This window comes from Aliarcobacter vitoriensis, assembly GCF_048320235.1.
GTDB lineage: Bacteria > Campylobacterota > Campylobacteria > Campylobacterales > Arcobacteraceae > Aliarcobacter > Aliarcobacter vitoriensis.
Genome location: NZ_CP182882.1, coordinates 1641520 through 1658902, shown reverse-complemented (window position 1 = coordinate 1658902; position 17383 = coordinate 1641520). Strand labels below are relative to the sequence as shown.

The 17383-nt window shown below is 26.5% G+C and carries 22 protein-coding genes; 10 read left to right on the top strand and 12 right to left on the bottom strand.

What is annotated here, in order from left to right:
- Positions 1 to 24 precede the first annotated feature (24 nt).
- From murC to ACNSOS_RS08275, 3 genes are read right to left on the bottom strand one after another with little or no spacing between them, the layout of a single operon-like run.
- On the bottom strand, positions 25 to 1329 hold the full coding sequence (murC, locus tag ACNSOS_RS08285; protein ID WP_418184925.1) for a UDP-N-acetylmuramate--L-alanine ligase: 1305 nt from the start codon (positions 1327 to 1329) through the stop codon (positions 25 to 27).
- A complete protein-coding gene (locus ACNSOS_RS08280) occupies positions 1329 to 1916 on the bottom strand; it encodes a hypothetical protein (protein WP_418184924.1) in 588 nt (195 codons plus the stop codon). Before ACNSOS_RS08280 ends, murC begins: the two co-directional genes overlap by 1 nt.
- Before the next feature lie 13 nt (positions 1917 to 1929).
- Complete coding sequence (locus tag ACNSOS_RS08275; protein ID WP_235826913.1) at positions 1930 to 3357, bottom strand: COG3400 family protein; 1428 nt, start codon at positions 3355 to 3357, stop codon at positions 1930 to 1932.
- An 82-nt stretch (positions 3358 to 3439) separates the two neighbouring features.
- Here ACNSOS_RS08275 and tgt point away from each other — a divergent pair, with 82 nt between their 5' ends.
- From tgt to ACNSOS_RS08260, 3 genes are read left to right on the top strand one after another with little or no spacing between them, the layout of a single operon-like run.
- Positions 3440 to 4561 carry a tRNA guanosine(34) transglycosylase Tgt gene (gene tgt / locus ACNSOS_RS08270; RefSeq protein WP_418184923.1) on the top strand — a complete coding sequence of 374 codons (1122 nt, stop codon included), beginning with the start codon at positions 3440 to 3442 and terminating at the stop codon, positions 4559 to 4561.
- 48 nt (positions 4562 to 4609) lie between these two features.
- Entirely contained in the window at positions 4610 to 4903 is a 294-nt protein-coding gene (gatC, locus tag ACNSOS_RS08265) for an Asp-tRNA(Asn)/Glu-tRNA(Gln) amidotransferase subunit GatC (protein WP_113892424.1), read from the top strand.
- A gap of 10 nt (positions 4904 to 4913) precedes the next feature.
- Complete coding sequence (locus ACNSOS_RS08260) at positions 4914 to 5255, top strand: arsenate reductase family protein (RefSeq protein WP_418184922.1); 342 nt, start codon at positions 4914 to 4916, stop codon at positions 5253 to 5255.
- Between the two features lie 37 nt (positions 5256 to 5292).
- On the opposite strand, the gene ACNSOS_RS08255 is transcribed toward ACNSOS_RS08260, so the two are convergent.
- Together ACNSOS_RS08255 and ACNSOS_RS08250 are read right to left on the bottom strand one after the other, a co-directional pair.
- On the bottom strand, positions 5293 to 5694 hold the full coding sequence (locus tag ACNSOS_RS08255; RefSeq protein WP_418184921.1) for a hypothetical protein: 402 nt from the start codon (positions 5692 to 5694) through the stop codon (positions 5293 to 5295).
- A gap of 62 nt (positions 5695 to 5756) precedes the next feature.
- Positions 5757 to 6476, bottom strand: a complete 720-nt coding sequence (locus tag ACNSOS_RS08250; protein WP_418184920.1) for a GDSL-type esterase/lipase family protein — start codon at positions 6474 to 6476, stop codon at positions 5757 to 5759.
- Between the two features lie 195 nt (positions 6477 to 6671).
- Here ACNSOS_RS08250 and ACNSOS_RS08245 point away from each other — a divergent pair, with 195 nt between their 5' ends.
- A complete protein-coding gene (locus ACNSOS_RS08245) occupies positions 6672 to 7127 on the top strand; it encodes a hypothetical protein (protein WP_418184919.1) in 456 nt (151 codons plus the stop codon).
- 20 nt (positions 7128 to 7147) lie between these two features.
- Here the strand turns inward: ACNSOS_RS08245 and ACNSOS_RS08240 are convergent, their stop codons facing one another.
- Genes ACNSOS_RS08240 through serB form a run of 3 tightly spaced genes read right to left on the bottom strand, consistent with a single transcriptional unit; the run spans position 7148 to position 10176 of the window.
- Positions 7148 to 8500 (bottom strand): class II 3-deoxy-7-phosphoheptulonate synthase, encoded by a 1353-nt coding sequence (locus ACNSOS_RS08240; RefSeq protein ID WP_113908778.1) that lies wholly within the window; start codon positions 8498 to 8500, stop codon positions 7148 to 7150.
- A 53-nt stretch (positions 8501 to 8553) separates the two neighbouring features.
- Complete coding sequence (locus ACNSOS_RS08235; RefSeq protein ID WP_418184918.1) at positions 8554 to 9546, bottom strand: transaldolase; 993 nt, start codon at positions 9544 to 9546, stop codon at positions 8554 to 8556.
- Between the two features lie 3 nt (positions 9547 to 9549).
- On the bottom strand, positions 9550 to 10176 hold the full coding sequence (serB, locus tag ACNSOS_RS08230; RefSeq protein WP_418184917.1) for a phosphoserine phosphatase SerB: 627 nt from the start codon (positions 10174 to 10176) through the stop codon (positions 9550 to 9552).
- An 81-nt stretch (positions 10177 to 10257) separates the two neighbouring features.
- Here serB and ACNSOS_RS08225 point away from each other — a divergent pair, with 81 nt between their 5' ends.
- Both ACNSOS_RS08225 and ruvX read left to right on the top strand, forming a co-directional pair.
- On the top strand, positions 10258 to 11172 hold the full coding sequence (locus tag ACNSOS_RS08225) for a methylenetetrahydrofolate reductase (protein ID WP_113892411.1): 915 nt from the start codon (positions 10258 to 10260) through the stop codon (positions 11170 to 11172).
- Positions 11169 to 11552 (top strand): Holliday junction resolvase RuvX, encoded by a 384-nt coding sequence (ruvX, locus tag ACNSOS_RS08220; protein WP_418184916.1) that lies wholly within the window; start codon positions 11169 to 11171, stop codon positions 11550 to 11552. The genes ACNSOS_RS08225 and ruvX overlap by 4 nt, the downstream gene beginning before the upstream one ends.
- A gap of 107 nt (positions 11553 to 11659) precedes the next feature.
- Here ruvX and acpS read toward each other — a convergent pair whose 3' ends face one another.
- Positions 11660 to 12022, bottom strand: coding sequence for a holo-ACP synthase (acpS, locus tag ACNSOS_RS08215; protein ID WP_418184915.1), 363 nt, complete (start codon positions 12020 to 12022; stop codon positions 11660 to 11662).
- 29 nt (positions 12023 to 12051) lie between these two features.
- On the opposite strand from acpS, the gene ACNSOS_RS08210 reads away from it, so the two are divergent.
- Positions 12052 to 13011: an ABC transporter permease gene (locus ACNSOS_RS08210; RefSeq protein ID WP_418184914.1), complete on the top strand. Its 960-nt coding sequence runs from the start codon at positions 12052 to 12054 to the stop codon at positions 13009 to 13011.
- Between the two features lie 19 nt (positions 13012 to 13030).
- A complete protein-coding gene (gene panC, locus ACNSOS_RS08205; RefSeq protein ID WP_418184913.1) occupies positions 13031 to 13849 on the top strand; it encodes a pantoate--beta-alanine ligase in 819 nt (272 codons plus the stop codon).
- A 15-nt stretch (positions 13850 to 13864) separates the two neighbouring features.
- Here panC and ACNSOS_RS08200 read toward each other — a convergent pair whose 3' ends face one another.
- Complete coding sequence (locus ACNSOS_RS08200) at positions 13865 to 14293, bottom strand: META domain-containing protein (RefSeq protein WP_418184912.1); 429 nt, start codon at positions 14291 to 14293, stop codon at positions 13865 to 13867.
- Between the two features lie 116 nt (positions 14294 to 14409).
- Here ACNSOS_RS08200 and rimO point away from each other — a divergent pair, with 116 nt between their 5' ends.
- Both rimO and tilS read left to right on the top strand, forming a co-directional pair.
- On the top strand, positions 14410 to 15744 hold the full coding sequence (gene rimO, locus ACNSOS_RS08195) for a 30S ribosomal protein S12 methylthiotransferase RimO (RefSeq protein WP_418184911.1): 1335 nt from the start codon (positions 14410 to 14412) through the stop codon (positions 15742 to 15744).
- The gene (gene tilS / locus ACNSOS_RS08190; protein WP_418184910.1) at positions 15744 to 16724 is read left to right on the top strand and encodes a tRNA lysidine(34) synthetase TilS; all 981 of its coding nucleotides are present in this window, start codon (positions 15744 to 15746) and stop codon (positions 16722 to 16724) included. The genes rimO and tilS overlap by 1 nt, the downstream gene beginning before the upstream one ends.
- On the opposite strand, the gene ACNSOS_RS08185 is transcribed toward tilS, so the two are convergent.
- Positions 16713 to 16982 carry a hypothetical protein gene (locus ACNSOS_RS08185; protein WP_418184909.1) on the bottom strand — a complete coding sequence of 90 codons (270 nt, stop codon included), beginning with the start codon at positions 16980 to 16982 and terminating at the stop codon, positions 16713 to 16715. The genes tilS and ACNSOS_RS08185 overlap by 12 nt on opposite strands.
- Positions 16958 to 17314 (bottom strand): flagellar export chaperone FliS, encoded by a 357-nt coding sequence (gene fliS / locus ACNSOS_RS08180; RefSeq protein ID WP_113892394.1) that lies wholly within the window; start codon positions 17312 to 17314, stop codon positions 16958 to 16960. The genes ACNSOS_RS08185 and fliS overlap by 25 nt, the downstream gene beginning before the upstream one ends.
- Between the last annotated feature and the right edge of the window lie 69 nt (positions 17315 to 17383).

The window sequence follows — 17383 nt, the reverse complement described above, 5'->3', positions numbered from 1 at the left end:
ATTTTACTGCAACTTTTATTTATATTAATACCTCAACTGATAAGTTATATCTCCTGCACCAACACCTAAAAAAATTCCTTCATCATAAGTTTTGATAATTTTATCATCTTTTATAAGTTCTATTTTACCTTCATAAGCTACTACTCTATCAGCAAATATAGGATTATAAGCTGCGAACTCTTTTTCAAAATCTATATCTATTTTTTTCTCTCCAGCAACTGTCCAAAGTGGTAAAATGATAAGTTCATCACATCTTCTAAAACACTTTTTAAAACCTTCTAAATTATCAGAAGTTCTTGAATATTTATGTGGTTGCCAAAGAACTATTCTATTATTAAAGTTTGTAAGATTATCATACAGTTCTATTGATTTCATAGTTGCTTCTATCTCTGTTGGATGATGTGCATAGTCATCTATTACTACAAATTTATCATTTGATTGAACAATATCAAATCTCTTTTTGATTCCTTTATAATTTAAAAGATTTTTTCTAATCGTTTCAATATCAAGCTCATTTAAAGCTGCAAGTATTGCTAAAGAGGCATTTAAAGCTATGTGAAAACCAAAGCCCCAAACTTCAAACTCTCCATAATATTTTAGAGTAAATTTTGTACAAGGTTGTCCATCTTTTATAGTGTAACAAAGGTTTTTTATATCTTTTGATGGATACAGATATATGGCATCTTCGATTTTTAGTTTTTGTATATCTTTATCTTCTGCATTTACAACTCTTTTTTTTGCCAAACTTAAAAATGTTTCATAGGACTCATAAAATTTTTCATAATCATAATGATAGTACTCCATATGTTCAGGTTCTGCATTTGTAACTATTGCACAATATGGATTTGAAAGTAAAAAAGAAGCATCACTTTCATCTGCTTCAAAAGCTACAACTTTATCTACATATCTAAAGTTTGAACCAAACTCTTTTGAAATTGCTCCTATCAATGCACTACTTTGTAAGATAGTTGCTAAAATAGCTGTTGTTGTAGATTTACCATGAGCTCCTGCAACGCAATAGTTTTTCTTATCTCCTAATATTATAGGAAGTGCTTCTTTTCTCGATAAAGTTCTTATTTGTTTAAGTCTAGCCTCTATTAATTCTGGATTTTCATCTGTAACAGCAGCTGAATATATAACTAAATCTAAATCTTCACTAATATTTGAAGCATCTTGTGGGCAAGATACTTTTATTCCCTCTTTTTCTAAATCTTTTGTGATAGCTGAACTTTTCATATCACTTCCACTTACATTGTGTCCATCAAAATTTAAAAATCTCGCTAGTGCTGAAAGCCCTATTCCACCTATTCCTATAAAATGAACTCTCACTATTTTTTCTCCATTATTAGATATTGTAAATTTTCATACTCTTTTTCTAAAATTTCACTGTTTTGCTTTAAAAAATCATCTTTATCAAAATTGAAACTTGTAATAAAATAACCATATTTTTCATCTTCTATTGGTGAATCACTAAAAACATATTTATCATAAAAAGTGTCAAAATCTGTATTTTTTGATAAAAAAATCAATAAAACATTTAAAGATTTTTGTAAAATCTCATCATCAGTAATATTAGAAATTACGAAAAATAAATCTTTTGCACCTTTTAAATTTTCGTTCGTCCATTTTTCAATTGCATGTTCATATAAAGCTCTTGTATAAAAAAAGTTATCTTCTTCTAAACTTAACTTAACTTTTTTTTCTATTATCTTTTCAACATTGTCAAAAGCTGTTTTTAAAATAGTTTGATAAAGTTCATTTACTTTGTCCTCATCTAAATCTAAAACTAACATAGAATCAAGTGTTTCATACATCAAAGCTATATTTTTTGATTTTATAGAGTTAAGTCTTGCTTCTTCCAAATATTTTAAAAAATCTGGATTTGTTCTGGCTTGAAACAGCTCTTCATTTGTCATAAAATTCCTTTTTTTAATCTTCAGATACTGGAACTAAAATTTGATTAAATTTATTCATATCAAATGCTACTAAATCACTATTTGTATAGAAAAATTTAATAAAAGAGCGATTTCTAAACATCTTTTGTTTTAGAGGTAAAATCTGCAAAATATCTTTTTGTTTTTTTAGCTCTCTTATTGGATTTTCAGAACCTCTTATAATTTCTAGTTTTTCATTAAAAATTTTTGCAAGACTCTCAAAGTGATTTATAAGATTTGATTGAGCATCTTTTTCACCAATTGGATCAAAATCTAAAATTTTTGTTTTTATCTTTAGTTGTGTTGCAACATCAAAAACAACAGGAGAAATTTGTTCATAAGAGCCACTTTCGTTTAAAACTACAACTACACTTTTTACAGCCTTTAAACTCTCTTTTCCAAATTTAAAAATAGGTATTTTTAAATCAAGTAAAAACCTAATATTTTCTTTATTTTTAAACATAGCCATAGTAAGCATCAACAGACCAATATTGTATTTTCTTCTATCCTCTTTAATGATTTGAATAAAACCTTTATTTGAGTAATCAATTTCTAAAATAATTGTAGGAAAATATTTTACTTCTTCTTTTATTGTTTCCATTATTTTAACAGTAGTTGGTCGTGTAACTTTTATAATAAGTAAAGAGTTTTTGAGTCTATTATTCATAAATTTGGCTTCATCAATAGCTTTTTTTACACTCTTTTCATTTTCTAAATATAAATCTAAATATAGATAAATCTTGCTTCCAAATGGCATAGGAAATTGTCCTGTTGTTTTCCCTATAGCATTATAAATATTCATCAAAATACTAGGTTTTCCAATAACTAAGATTAAATCATTTGGTTTTAAAATCAAAAATGGTTTTATCTCTATCATTTTTTGATTTCTATAAACTCCAAATATTTTCCACTGTTTTTGCTCTATTGAATCAATAGAACGATAAGCATAAGAGCTTCCAAATGGAATTTTTATTTCCATTATTTCACCTTGTTTAAGCCCAATATTTTGAGCTAAAACTGGAACATTTGGTAATCTTTCAACCATTCCATTTGCTAAAACTTCAATTCCTCTATATATATTCAAATATGGGTCATCTATTTTTATTCCCCAATAATCTAAAACTGTTATTTGAAGATTTTTTTTATAATCTCTAAGATTCTTTATCACACTTAACATTTCATCTTTTGAGTTAAGTGCCATCAAAACTTCTATGTGGATATTTTTTTCTAAAACCATTGAAAGTTTTGAATTTGAAGTTGGATCAAACTTATAAAATGTGAAATTTGAAGGCTTTTGTGATGGTAAAATAATATCATTCATATAAACTACATCGTAGCTATTATCACCAGTATTTGCTTCAACAATTCTCTGTAATAACTTCTTTGCAATAATTCCATCAAGTATAATTAATATTTTTTTCATAGGCAAAATTATATCTTAAAAAGTTTAATAGTAGATTTTAGATAAACTACAATCTTATTTAAAAAAAAGGTTTATTTAATTTATGGAATTTCAAATTGACGCAACTTCACAAGGGGCAAGAGCTTGTACGATAAAAACAGCTCATAGTACTATTTTAACTCCTGTTTTTATGCCTGTTGGAACTCAAGGAACTGTAAAAGCACTTGATGCAAACGATATGTTAAAACTTGGAGCAAAAATCATTTTAGGAAATACTTATCACTTGTATTTAAGACCAACAAGTAAACTTATAAAAAAGTTTGGAGGACTTCACAGTTTTTCAAAATTTCCAAACTCATTTTTAACAGATTCAGGTGGTTTTCAAGCATTTTCTTTAAGTGATAACTCAAAACCAGATGAAAATGGAATAATGTTTAAATCTCATATTGATGGAAGTAAACACTACTTTACACCTAAAAGTGTTTTGGATACTCAATATGAGTTAAATAGCGATATTATGATGATTTTAGACGATTTAGTTGCCCTTCCAAATACAGATGAAAGAATAAAAAAATCTATTGAACGAACTACAAAATGGGCAAAAGAAGCCATAGATTATCATATGGAACAAAAATCAAAAGGTATTGGAACACATCAAAACATCTTTGCAATTATCCAAGGTGGAACTAGCAAAGAGTTTAGAAAGCTAAGTGCGCAACAACTTTGTGCTATGAGTGATTTTGATGGTTTTGCTATTGGTGGACTTAGTGTTGGCGAACCAAACCAAGATATGTATGACACGGTTGAATGGACTACTCAATTTATGCCAAAAGAGAAACCTAGATATTTAATGGGAGTTGGAACACCTGAGGATTTGATAGAAAATATTGAACGAGGTGTTGATATGTTTGATTGTGTTATGCCTACAAGAAATGCAAGAAATGGTACATTATTTACAACTTTTGGAAAACTAAATATCAAAAAAGCCCAGTTTAAAGAAGATGATAAACCAATAGATGAAAGTTGTGAATGCTATACTTGTAAAAATTTCACTAGAGCATATCTAAACCATCTTTTAAGAGCTGGTGAAATAACTTATTTTAGATTAGCTTCTATTCATAATATTCACTACTATTTGGATCTGATGAAAAAAGCAAGAGAAGCTATATTAATAGATAATTGGGAAGAGTTTAAAAAAGAGTTTTATAATAAAAGAAGCAAATAATCTCTTTTTTGATAAAATAAAAAACTAAAATTTGAAGGAAATTTGAAGATGACAATAGTTGATGATAAACTAATAGCAAAATTAGAAAAACTTTCAAGCCTAAAACTTGATGAATCAAAAAAAGATAAAATGAAAAATGATATCTCTCAAATGCTAGATTTTGTTGAAAATTTAAATGATATTGATGTATCAAATATTGAAGCAACATTTAGCACAGTAAGTGGTGGAACACCTTTAAGAGAAGATATTTCATCTCAAAATTTAGAACTATCAAATCATATTTTGAATCATGCTCCAAAAAGTGAAAATGGGTATTTTATAGTTCCAAAAATTATTGAATAGGAAAATTATTGTGATTACAGTTTATGGTATAAAAACTTGTGGAAGTGTAAGAAATGCTTTAAAATTCTTTAAAGACAATAATATCGAAGTTAATTTTTTTGATTTTAAACAAAAATCTCCAACAGCTTCTCAAATAAAAGATTGGACAAAAAAAGCTGATATAAATATCCTTTTTAATAGTAAAGGTACAAAGTATAAAACTCTAAATTTAAAAGAGTTAAATTTAGATGAAAATGGAAAATATGAATGGCTTTGTAAAGAGCCTATGCTTTTTAAAAGACCAGTTATTGAATATGGTGATAAGCTTGTAGTTGCTTGGGATGAAGAAGAGTATAAAAAGATTTTTTTATAAAAACTAAAAAGAAAAATCTTTCTAGTTTTTATATATTTTAATTTTTCAAATTATATATTTGTTTTGATGTCAAAATGATTCTTATCCAATAAATAATCCACACAGAACATCCAACAATTGCACCAATAACTGGTATCCAACTATACAAAAATGCTAAAGCAAAAACCCATCCTATAATTTCTGGATATTTTATAGTATTCTTCGGTAAACTCAAATTTAGCTCTAAAACTTTTGTAGCTTCTAGTATCTTAATATGATATACGATTATAGCTACCACAGACCAAATTGGAATGAGTTGTGTCCAAACCCAAGCTCGATGAATAATAGTGATACTATTATTTTCATCTCTTATTAATTTTGCTAATTTATCTAAACTTAAAAGATAAAATATTATCACTATAAAAATACATAAAGCTATAAAAAGAACAAATATCTCCATTTTTTATCTCTCAATTCAATTATTTTTTTAATTGTATTGTACTTTAAGTATCTTTACAGAATTTAAAAAAGAATATAATTTTTTATATAGTCTTTTATTTCATCAGCCCACAAAAGATATGCTACTCCATTTAAATGAACATTATCATTTGTGTATTTATTATCTAAATAACCATTTGGTGCAAGGATTTTATTCAAATTAATAAAAGTTAAATCTTTATTTTTTGCCAATTCTTTCAATTTTTTATTTAATTCATCAACTTTTAAATTGATATTTTTTGAATTTGGATAGTTTTTCCCAACATATAATGTTGATTGAATATATATTTTTATACCTTTTTCTTCTAATGTATTAATTATTTTTACATAATTATCATAGATCTCATCAATAGACTTATACATTCCTATATCATTTATTCCTATCATAATAAAAGCTTTTTTTATACTTTGATTAATACTATCCAATCTTGCTAGTAAACCATCAGTTGTATCTCCACCAATTCCTCTATTTTGAATATTATCAATATTTAATAATTCATACCATTCTGCACCATCGGTAATAGAATCTCCTATCATCACAATTTTATATTTATCATTTTTTGATAAAACTTTAAATTGTGATGATTTATCTATATAATAAGGTTTAACCAAAATTGGATTAGCTTTGAAAGAATTTCTTAGTTTTACTATTTGTTCAAATGGAAATAATCTATATTGTACAGTTACTGCTCCAAATAAATAAAATAATCCAAATAATGTTATTAACCATATAATTTTTTTCATATATAACCCCATATAAAATTATTTGTTATAAAAAACAAATATATACTAAATTATCAAATAATTTGATAAAAGTAGGATTATATTTTATTAAATCTTTAAATATTATAAATAGATTAATATATTTTTAATTTATTTGATATTTTTGTCTAATTATTTAACTTGTAGTATTCAATATTTATAAAAAAGGTAAATAGTTTGACATCAATAAAAGATATTATTAATAAATATGAAGTTTCAAGAGCTACTTTACACAACTGGAAAACAACAAAACCAAACTTATATAATTTACTTTTAAACTCTGATACAAAGAATGATGAATTAAGAGACCTAACAATAGTTTTAGAAAAATATTCAAAGACACTAAATCCTAATTTTTCAATTAATGATATTTTATTTATTTTGGATTTAAATTTGGAAGATTTTATTGAAGAGATAGAAAAACTGCATACTATTTATATAGAGCAAACTTCAAAAAATTTAAAAGAGAATAGTGAATTTATACTAAATATTTATCAAAAAATTCAAAGCCTAAATCTAGTGGAAAGATATATTTTTATATCAAGAATAAAAAGTGTTAAAAAAAATAAGATAAAAGAAATGGAGTTAAAAACTGCAATAAAACACTATTTTAAAGAGTTTTTAATCCAATAAAAAAGTAGAACACTACTTTCTTATTTTCTAGCTTCTTTTAAAGTATCAGCTATCATAAATGCTAATTCCAAAGCTTGGTCAGCATTTAATCTTGGGTCACATTGAGTGTGGTATCTATCAGCTAAACCTGCTTGAGTAATAGCAGCTGATTTACTTCCTGTACACTCCGTAACATTTTGTCCTGTCATCTCAAGATGAATACCTCCAGCATAAGAACCTTGAGCCTTATGAATTTGGAAAAACTGTTTTACTTCACTCAAGATTGATTCAAAATCTCTAGTTTTATAACCATTTTCTGCTTTTATTGTATTTCCATGCATTGGATCACTTGACCAAAGAACTTTTTTACCTTCATCTTCAACTTTTTTTAGTAGTTTTGGGAAATGATCAGCTATTTTTTCTGCTCCCATTCTTACAATTAAATTTAGTCTTCCAGCTTCATTTTCAGGATTTAATGCATCTATTAATCTTATTAGTTCATCTTCTTTCATAGATGGACCAACTTTACAACCAATAGGATTTTTTATACCTCTAAAATACTCTAAATGAGCTCCATCAAGTTCTCTTGTTCTATCTCCAATCCAAAGCATATGTGCCGAACAGTTAAACCAATCTTTTGTGATAGAATCTCTTCTAGTAAGTGATTCTTCATAGTTTAGTAAAAGTGCTTCATGAGATGTGAACAGTGTAGTTTGATTTAATTGTGGAGTATTTTCACTTGTTATTCCACAGGCTTTCATAAATGCCAAACTTTGAGATATTTTATCTGCAAGTTCTTCATATTTTGAACCTAAAGTATTATCTTTTACGAAGTCTAAATTCCATAAATGCACTTGATTCAAGTCAGCCATTCCACCTCTTGCAAATGCTCTTAAAAGGTTCATAGTTGCTGCACTTTGGTTATACGCTTTTATAAGTTTTTGAGCATCAGGTTCTCTTGCACTACTTGTAAAATCGATATCATTTATAATATCTCCTCTATAAGATGGAAGACTTACACCGTTTATATCTTCAAAATCAGAACTTCTAGGCTTTGCAAATTGCCCAGCAACTCTTCCAACTTTTACAACAGGACAACCTCCTGAGAAAGTAAGAACAACTGCCATTTGCATAATAACTTTAAATAAATCTTTTATATTTGTAGCATTAAAAGCATTGAAACTTTCTGCACAATCTCCACCTTGAAGTAAAAAAGCTTCACCATTTACAACTTTTGCTAGTTGTTTTTTCAAGTTTAGAGCCTCACCAGCAAAAATCAATGGAGGATATGAAGCTATCTCTTTTTCTACTTGTTTTAAAGCTTCTAAATCATTATAAGTTGGTTGTTGTTTTATAGGGAAATCTCGCCAACTATTTGGTGTCCAATTTTTCATTTTTTTACCTTTATATCTTATCTAATGGATAAATTTTATCCACTGTAACTTAATTAGTGTTTAAGTTTTGACAATAAATCTCTAAAAGAGATTTTAAATGCTTCTAAACCATCTTCCAAAAGTTTTTCATAGACTTTTTTCATATCAATATTTTCTTTCTTTAAAGTTTCAAAATATTTATCACATTCTACTTCACTTACATTTGAGGATACTTCTTTCTTACCATCTTTTACCCAATCTTCAATAGTTGCTAAAGGTGCAGTATTTACAGAGTTTGGATAAATTAAGTTATCTATATAATAACTTGGATTTAATTCATTACCTTTTACACCTGTACTTGCAAAAAGAGTTCTAATATTTGAATTTTCAAACTTATTTACTTCATGATAGCATTTAATAGCATTCATAATACCAAGTTTTGAAGTTTGTAAACCTTTTTGGCTTAACTCTTTATCCATTAATCTATCAAATCGTGAAACAAATACTGAAATTACAGCTTTTGTATCTTTGTTTGAATCTTTTATTCCTTCATCTAAAGCTTTTGCACAGTTAATTGCTTGTTCTGGAGAAAAAATCAAAGTTGCATTAACATGTATTCCTCTTGAACTTAACTCTCTCATAGCAATATATCCAGCTTGTGTTGCTGGAACTTTTATCATTACATTATCAGCATTGATTGATTGGTATAATCTTATACCCTCATCAATAGTTGCTGAAGCATCATCGCACAAAAGTGGATCAACTTCAATAGAGATGAAACCATCATCACTATTTTTTTTATTTAGATTGTCCAATAAAAAAGCTGCTCTTTTGATATCTGTTAAAGCTAACTCTTCATAGATTGTTTTTTCATTATTTGCTTGAAGCATATCAAGTTGTTGTTTGTAAGCAACAGAACTCGTAATTGATGATTCAAAAATTGCTGGATTTGAAGTTGCTCCGTGGATAATTCCATCTTTTATTATCTCTTGAAATCTATTTTCTAAAAAATCTCTCTCAATAAAATCACACCAAAGTGAATAGTTTATATCTTCTTTTAATCCCATAAATCAAGCCTTTATATAATCTAAAATTTTTGTCAAATCTTTTGTATCAACTACAATATTTGCCTCTTTTTTAAGTACCTCTTTTGCACAAAAAGCCACTCTTGTATCAGCTTTTGCAAACATACTCAAATCATTTGCACCATCTCCACAAACTAAAGTATCTGCTTTACTTATTTGTAAAAGAGATTGTAATCTTTCTATCATATCTCCTTTTGAGTATGAGAACATCATATCTCCACCAACAAGTCCTGTTAAAAAACCATCTTTTTCATGTAAAATATTTGAAAAATCTGCATCAAGCCCTAATTTTACTTTAGCAGGAGTTGTTCCTAATCTAAAACCACCGCTAAAACAAACTACTTTATAGTTCATTTTTTTTAATTCAGTTATTAACTCATATGAGCCATTCATCAAAGGTAAGTTATTACAAATTTGTACAACTTTATCATAAGGCATACCTTTTAATAAAGATACTCTAGTAGTAAGTGATTCAAAAAAATCAAGTCTTCCACTCATAGCTTCTTCAGTTATTTTTTTTACTTCTTTCCCAACATTATAGGCATCTGCAAGAAAATCTATAGTTTCTCCATCCATAAGTGTTGAGTCAAAATCAAAAACTGCTAATTTCATAAATTATCCCTAATTTTAGTCTTTAAAAGATATAATAATATCTAAATTTAACTAAATAGTTTAAAAGGAAGATATCTTAAAATGTTTGAAACACTCATCAAAAAACTTCAAGAAGATAAGTATTTAACACTTGAAACAACACCTCAACATGAACCATCTATGCATAATATTATTGAGAAGATTAAAAAATTCAAAATTAATGAAAAAGTAGATGGATTTACTTGCACAGATAGTCCTTTAGCAAAATTAAAATATAACTCTTTATTTGCAGCAGTTAAACTTCAACAAGAGTTCAATAAACCAGCTATTGCAACAATGACAATGAGAGATAGAAATAAAATAGCTTTGCAATCTGATTTACTAGGGGCAAATGATTTTGACATAAGAGCAATTTTAGCACTAACAGGAGATCCTGCCAAAATGAGTGACCAACCAAATAGTAAAGGAGTATTTGAAGCAAATTCACTAATGCTTTTAAAGATGATAAAATCTTTTAATTATGGTATGGATTTTGCTGGACGACCTTTTAAAATCGAACCAAAACAGATATTCCCTTTTGGAGTTGTAAACTCTTATGCTAAAAGCTTTGGTTCTTTAGAAAAAAAGATGTTTTTAAAAATACAAAATGGAGCAGTAGGTGTTATTACACAACCAGTTTTTGATATAGAAAATGCAAAAAAATTGCTAGAGAGTTTTGATATAGCAAAAGAAGGTGTAGAAGGTGAAAAGAAAAAAGCACAACTTATTTTTGGACTTTTCCCTATAACAAAACTTAGAACAGCACTATTTTTATCTGCACAAGTTCCAGGTATTCATGTGCCACAATTTTGGATTGATGAGTTAGAAAAGGCTCATAATATAGGAGAAGATGAAGAGTATAAAATCGGAATGAAATTAAGTCGAGATTTATTCAATGATATAAACAAAATTCATCCAAAAATTCATCTTATGACTTCAAACAATAATTTTAACTTAGCAAATGAGCTTTTATCTTGAAATTAGCTAGTATTGATGTTGGATTAAAAAGAATTGGGGTTGCTATTTGTTTGACTAGTAATATAGTAACACCTCAAAATGCAATTTTAAGAAAAAATAGAAACCAAGCTGCTGCTGATGTAAATACCTTTTTAAAAGAGTGGGAAATAGAAAAACTTATAATTGGATTTCCTACTTCAAGTGAAGATATGCAAAATAGAATAAAACACTTTGTGAATTTACTTGAACTAAAAATTCCTTATGAATTTTGTGAAGAAAATATGAGTTCTATTGAGGCTGAAGATTTAATAAAAGGCGAAATAAAATATAAAAGAGATGGAAGAATAGACTCAATAGCCGCAAAAATTATCTTAGAGAGATTTTTAACTAAAAATAAATAATATTCAAGATGGATATGTTAGGAGACATTTGGGGTATCCATCTTGAAAAGTTCTTAAATAGATTGTGTAATTCTAATAAATATTTTTTTAATATCATTTGACTTATATCAAATTTTAACTTTTTTTAGACTATTTACAACAACGGCTATTGCAAATCCACCGTCATGGGTAATACTTAGATATGATTTTTTAATTTTAAATTTTTTTCTTAAAGTTTTACTATATTTTATCTTTGGAGCATTGTTTTTATCTTTTTTTACTTTTATATCATCAAAAGAACAAATCTCTCCAATTCCAGTTCCTATTGCTTTACTTGCTGCTTCTTTTGCTGCCCAAAATCCAGCAGCTGTTTGATATGATTTTACAAACTCTTGTTCATCTTTATTCAAAAATCTATCATAAAACTTCTCACCAAACTTATCATACATCTTTTTTATTCTATCTATACTTACTATATCTATACCTATCATTTAATCCTATCTTTTGTATAATTTTGCCCATGAATATCTTTGTAAAAAAACTATTATACATTATTGTTATGCTATTTATTATTAGCTTAATATCTTTTATTGCTATAAATTTAGCTCCAAACTCATTTTTTGCAAGTGGAGAGTTAAATCCAAATATTACTCCTGAAGCAATAGAACAACTAAAAGCTATATATGGACTTGACAAACCTTTATATATACAGTTTTTTTCATGGATCACAAATATTTTACAACTTGATTTTGGTATATCATTTGCAAGTGGAGAAAAAGTAAAAGAAGAAATTTTAAGTAGAATTCCCATAACTTTAACTATAAATATTATATCAATGGTTTTAATTTTTATCATTTCACTATATTTTGGTATAAAATCAGCTATGAAAAAAAATAGTTTTTTTGATAAATTTACAAATCAACTTTCACTTTTAAGTTTTTCAATGCCATCTTTTTATTTGGCTCTTGTTTTAGTATTGATTTTTTCTATAAAATTTGAACTATTCCCAATAGCTGGACTTCATAGTGTAGCAAATGATGGAAGTTTTGCTTACTATTTAGATTTTGCTTGGCATTTAGCACTTCCAATATTTATAATAGTTTTTGGTGGAATTGGAAGTTTGATTCTATATATACGAGCTTTGACAATAGAAATTTTGAAAAGTGATTATATTTTTTTCGCAAATGCAAGAGGATTAAGTCAAAAAACGATTTTAAGATACTATATTTTACCAAATTTATATCCGCCAGTTATAACACTTTTAGGTCTTTCATTACCTGGAGTTATTGGTGGAAGCGTAATACTTGAAACGATATTTTCAATAGATGGTATGGGATTGCTATTTTATCAAAGTGCTTTAAGTCATGATTATCCAGTCATTATGGGAATACTTATAATTGGAGCATTTTTAACATTAATAGGAAATATGTTTGCTGATTTAGTTTTACTAAAATTAAATCCAAATTATGAAGAGAAATAAATTTGAATAAGGAAAAAAATTGGAAGTTATAAAAACAGTAGAAGAGTTACAAAATATTAGAAAAAATATAACGAAAAGTGTTGGTTTTGTACCAACAATGGGTGCTTTACATAATGGACATATATCTTTGATAAAAAAAGCAAAAGAAGAAAATGAGATTGTAATTGTATCTATTTTTGTAAATCCAACACAATTTTTACCAAATGAAGATTTAAGCAAATATCCTAGAAAGGATGAAGCTGATATAAAAATTTGTCAAATGTGCAAGGTGGATTATCTTTTTATGCCAGAAGTTTCTACAATATACACAAATGAAGAAGTTTTAATAAAAGCTCCTCAAAATAGCTATGTTTTAGAAGGTTTTACAAGACCAGGTCATTTTGATGGAGTTTTACAAGTTGTACTAAAATTATTTAACTTAACACAACCAACAAATGCTTATTTTGGTAAAAAAGATGCTCAACAATTGGTGCTTATTCAACAAATGGTAAAAAATCTATTTTTACCAATCAATATTATTCCTTGTGATATTGTAAGAGAAGTTGATGGTTTAGCTCTTAGTTCAAGAAATGTTTATTTGGATAAAATTCAAAGAGAGAATGCTTTGCTTATATCAAAATCACTTTACATGGCTGGTTCATTAATTGCAAGTGGAGAAAGAAATATCAAAGCTGTAAAAGATAAAATATATAAAATTATGAACTCTTTAGATATAGAATATGTTACCATTGTAGATAAAAATTTCAATGAAATCAATATTATAGAACCGTCAAATACAATAATTTTGGTTGTCGTAAGATTTGGAAATGTAAGATTACTTGATAATATTTGGTTATAAAGGAGTATTTTTTAATTACTCTTTTATAAATTTTGCTATTTCTTTATTGTTTTGATCAAAAAATCGTAAATTCTTACCATTTATTTCATAACTTTTTACATTACTTAATACACTCGAAAAGTTATGCTCAGTTGTCATATCAGGACACATCATCATTGTACTTCCAGCTTGTGCTAAAGTTAATTTACCATTATCTTCTTTAAAACTAGAGAAGAAATTATTGCATCCTAAATTACCAAATACTCTTCCATCTTCTTCAAAATTAATATTTGCAACTTTTCTATCATTTTTAACATCTACATTGTTTAAAACTAAAGCTTTCCATTTTGTATTTTTTAAAGTTTTCATATTATCTAATCCATTTTGTTTTGTACTACAAGAAGTCAAAAATAAAGTTGAAATAACTGCAATGAATAATATACTTAAAAAAGATTTTTTTATCATATCTATACTCCTTAAATTAAAAATATATACGATGATAATATCTTATTTTATATTAATTTACAAAAATAAACGATTATGCTAAAATTCACAAAAAATTATAAAGATAAAGTAGATTAATGAAATTTTCAACACAAAAACCAAAGAAAAAACTACATATGGTAAGTCTTGGCTGTACAAAAAACTTAGTTGATAGTGAAGTAATGTTAGGAAGATTAAGTGATTATGAACTAACAGATGATACACAAAATGCTGATGTAATCATAGTAAATACATGTGGATTTATAGATAGTGCAAAACAAGAAAGTATAAATACAATATTAAATCTTCATGAAGATAGAAAAAAAGAGTCTGTTTTAGTAATGGCTGGGTGTTTAAGTGAAAGATATAAAGAAGAACTTCAAAGTGAACTTCCTGAAATCGATGTTTTTACAGGGGTTGGAGATTATGACAAAATAGATTTACTTGTAAATGAAAAAAGAAGTAAATTTACAAATGAAGTATTTTTAGCAAGTGAAAATAATGAAAGGGTAATAACAGGTTCTTCATATCACGCTTATGTAAAATTAAGTGAAGGCTGTAATCAAGCCTGTTCATTTTGTGCAATTCCATCATTTAAAGGAAAACTTCACTCAAGAACTTTACAATCCCTTGTAAAAGAAGTTAAACATCTAGTTTCTAAAGGATTTATTGATTTTTCATTTGTATCGCAAGATTCTTCTTCATATTTACGAGATATGGAAGAAAAAAATGGTCTTGAACTTTTAATAGATGAAGTTGAAAAAATAGAAGGTATCAAAACAGCTAGAATTTTATATCTTTATCCCTCTACAACTACAATATCTTTGATTGATAAAATTGCTGATTCCAAAATATTTGTAAACTATTTTGATATGCCTTTACAACATATATCACAAAATATGCTAAAAATTATGAAAAGAGGGAAAGGGGTAGAGAAATTAAATGAGCTCATGAATCATATGAAAAGTAAACCAAACTCTTTTGTAAGAACTACATTTATTACTGGACATCCAGGTGAAAAAGAAGAAGAGTTTGAAGAACTTTGTAAATATGTAGAAGAGTTCAATTTTGATAGAGCAAATGTATTTTCATATTCAGATGAAGAAGGTACAACTGCTACTTTAAGAGACGATAAAATAGCACAAGAATTAATTGATGAAAGAGCAGAAATTTTAGGAGAAATAATTGCACAAACTACTCAAATATCACTAGAAAATGAAATTGGTAAAACTTTTGAGGTTTACATTGATGGAGAAAGTGATGAACATGAATATTTATTGAGTGCTAGAAAAACTATTTGGGCTCCAAATATAGATGGAGAAATTTATATAAATGACAATGAAAGTGAACAAGAGTTGAAATTTGGGCAAGTTTATACTGTAAAAGTAACAGAACTTGCTGGAGATAAACTACTTGCAACAGTTATAAAGTAATGAATTTAGATTTTAGTGTAGTTGAAAAATCAAAAAATCTTTTAGCCTTTTCAGCTGGTATTGATTCTACTGCACTATTTTTCTTACTTTTGGAAAAGAATATTCCTTTTGATATTGCAATAGTAAATTATAATATAAGAGAACAATCCAAAGATGAAATTTTATATGCAAAAGAACTAGCAAAAAAATATAATAAACAAATCTTTATAAAAGATATTCAAACTAAAGATTTATCAAATTTTGAAAAAATTGCTAGAGATATAAGATACAATTTTTTTGAAGAAATTATAAAAGAAAACTCTTACGAAATTTTGATAACTGCTCACCAATTAAATGATAAATTAGAGTGGTTTTTTATGCAACTATCAAAAGGAGCTGGGCTTATTGAACTAATTGGATTTAATAACGTTGAACATAAAGAGAATTACAAAATTTACAAACCACTTTTAAGTACTTCAAAAGATGAATTAGAAGTTTTTTTGCAAAAAAATAATATAAAATATTTTATAGATAATTCAAATTTTGATGAGAAGTATAAAAGAAACTATTTTAGACACAATTTTTCAGATAAATTCTTAGATGAATTTAAACAAGGCGTTATAAATTCATTTGAATATCTTCAAAATGATTTAAACTCTTTAAGTATAAACATAAATCCTATAAAAAAAATTGAAGAATTAGAAATATTTGAAAATCAAAACGATGATAACTTAAATATTAGAATAATAGATAAATCTTTAAAAAGAAGAGGAATACTACTGAGTTTTTTACAAAGAAAAGAAATTTTAAAACAAAAAGAGATTACTATTTCAGATAAAATAAATATTTCTATTACAAAAGAATTTATCTATATTGCCCCAAAAACTGATATTACAATGAAAAAAGAATTCAAAGAAGAGTGTAGAATAAAAAAAATTCCAAAAAATATAAGAGAATACATTTTTATTAAAAGAATAGAGATAAAAAGCTTAATTCTTTAAAAAACTTTTCATCTTTTTTATTTTATTGAGTTCAATTCTTGCTACTGCTTGTTGTTGTTTTAAGAACTGTAAATTTTTATAAAATAGTTCTTCAAATCTTAGTAAATCAGAAAGTTCTAAATCTAAATCTTCTATTGCATTATGTGTAAAATTATCATTGTACCAAACAACTAAAGAATTAGCTTTGTCAAACGAATCTAATGAATCTATATAGTTTAACTCATTTAAAATTTTTAAAGATTTGTCTCTTCTTTCCATGCGTCAATTAATCCTTGTGTAACTTTCATAACTTGGTTAATAGAGTTTATATTATCATCAATTCCTGCACTAAAAAGAGTCTCAATTTGATATAAATATAAACCATCTAAATAATAAGACACTTCACCACCATCAAAATCAAGTACATTTCTAAGTTCATCAAAAATTGCAATTGATTTATTTATATATGTAAACTTTTTTTCAACATCACCTTCTTGTATAGCATTTTTTACAAATGAAAGATATTTAATTATCCCTTCATAAAGTTTTAAAACTAAAACATAAGGATCATCTGATATTGCATTTTGTTGATTATATAATTCAATCCCCATAAATATTTAACTCCAGATTAGCATTTTTTCGAGTATATAATATCTTTGCTTAAATAGAAGATGATAAAA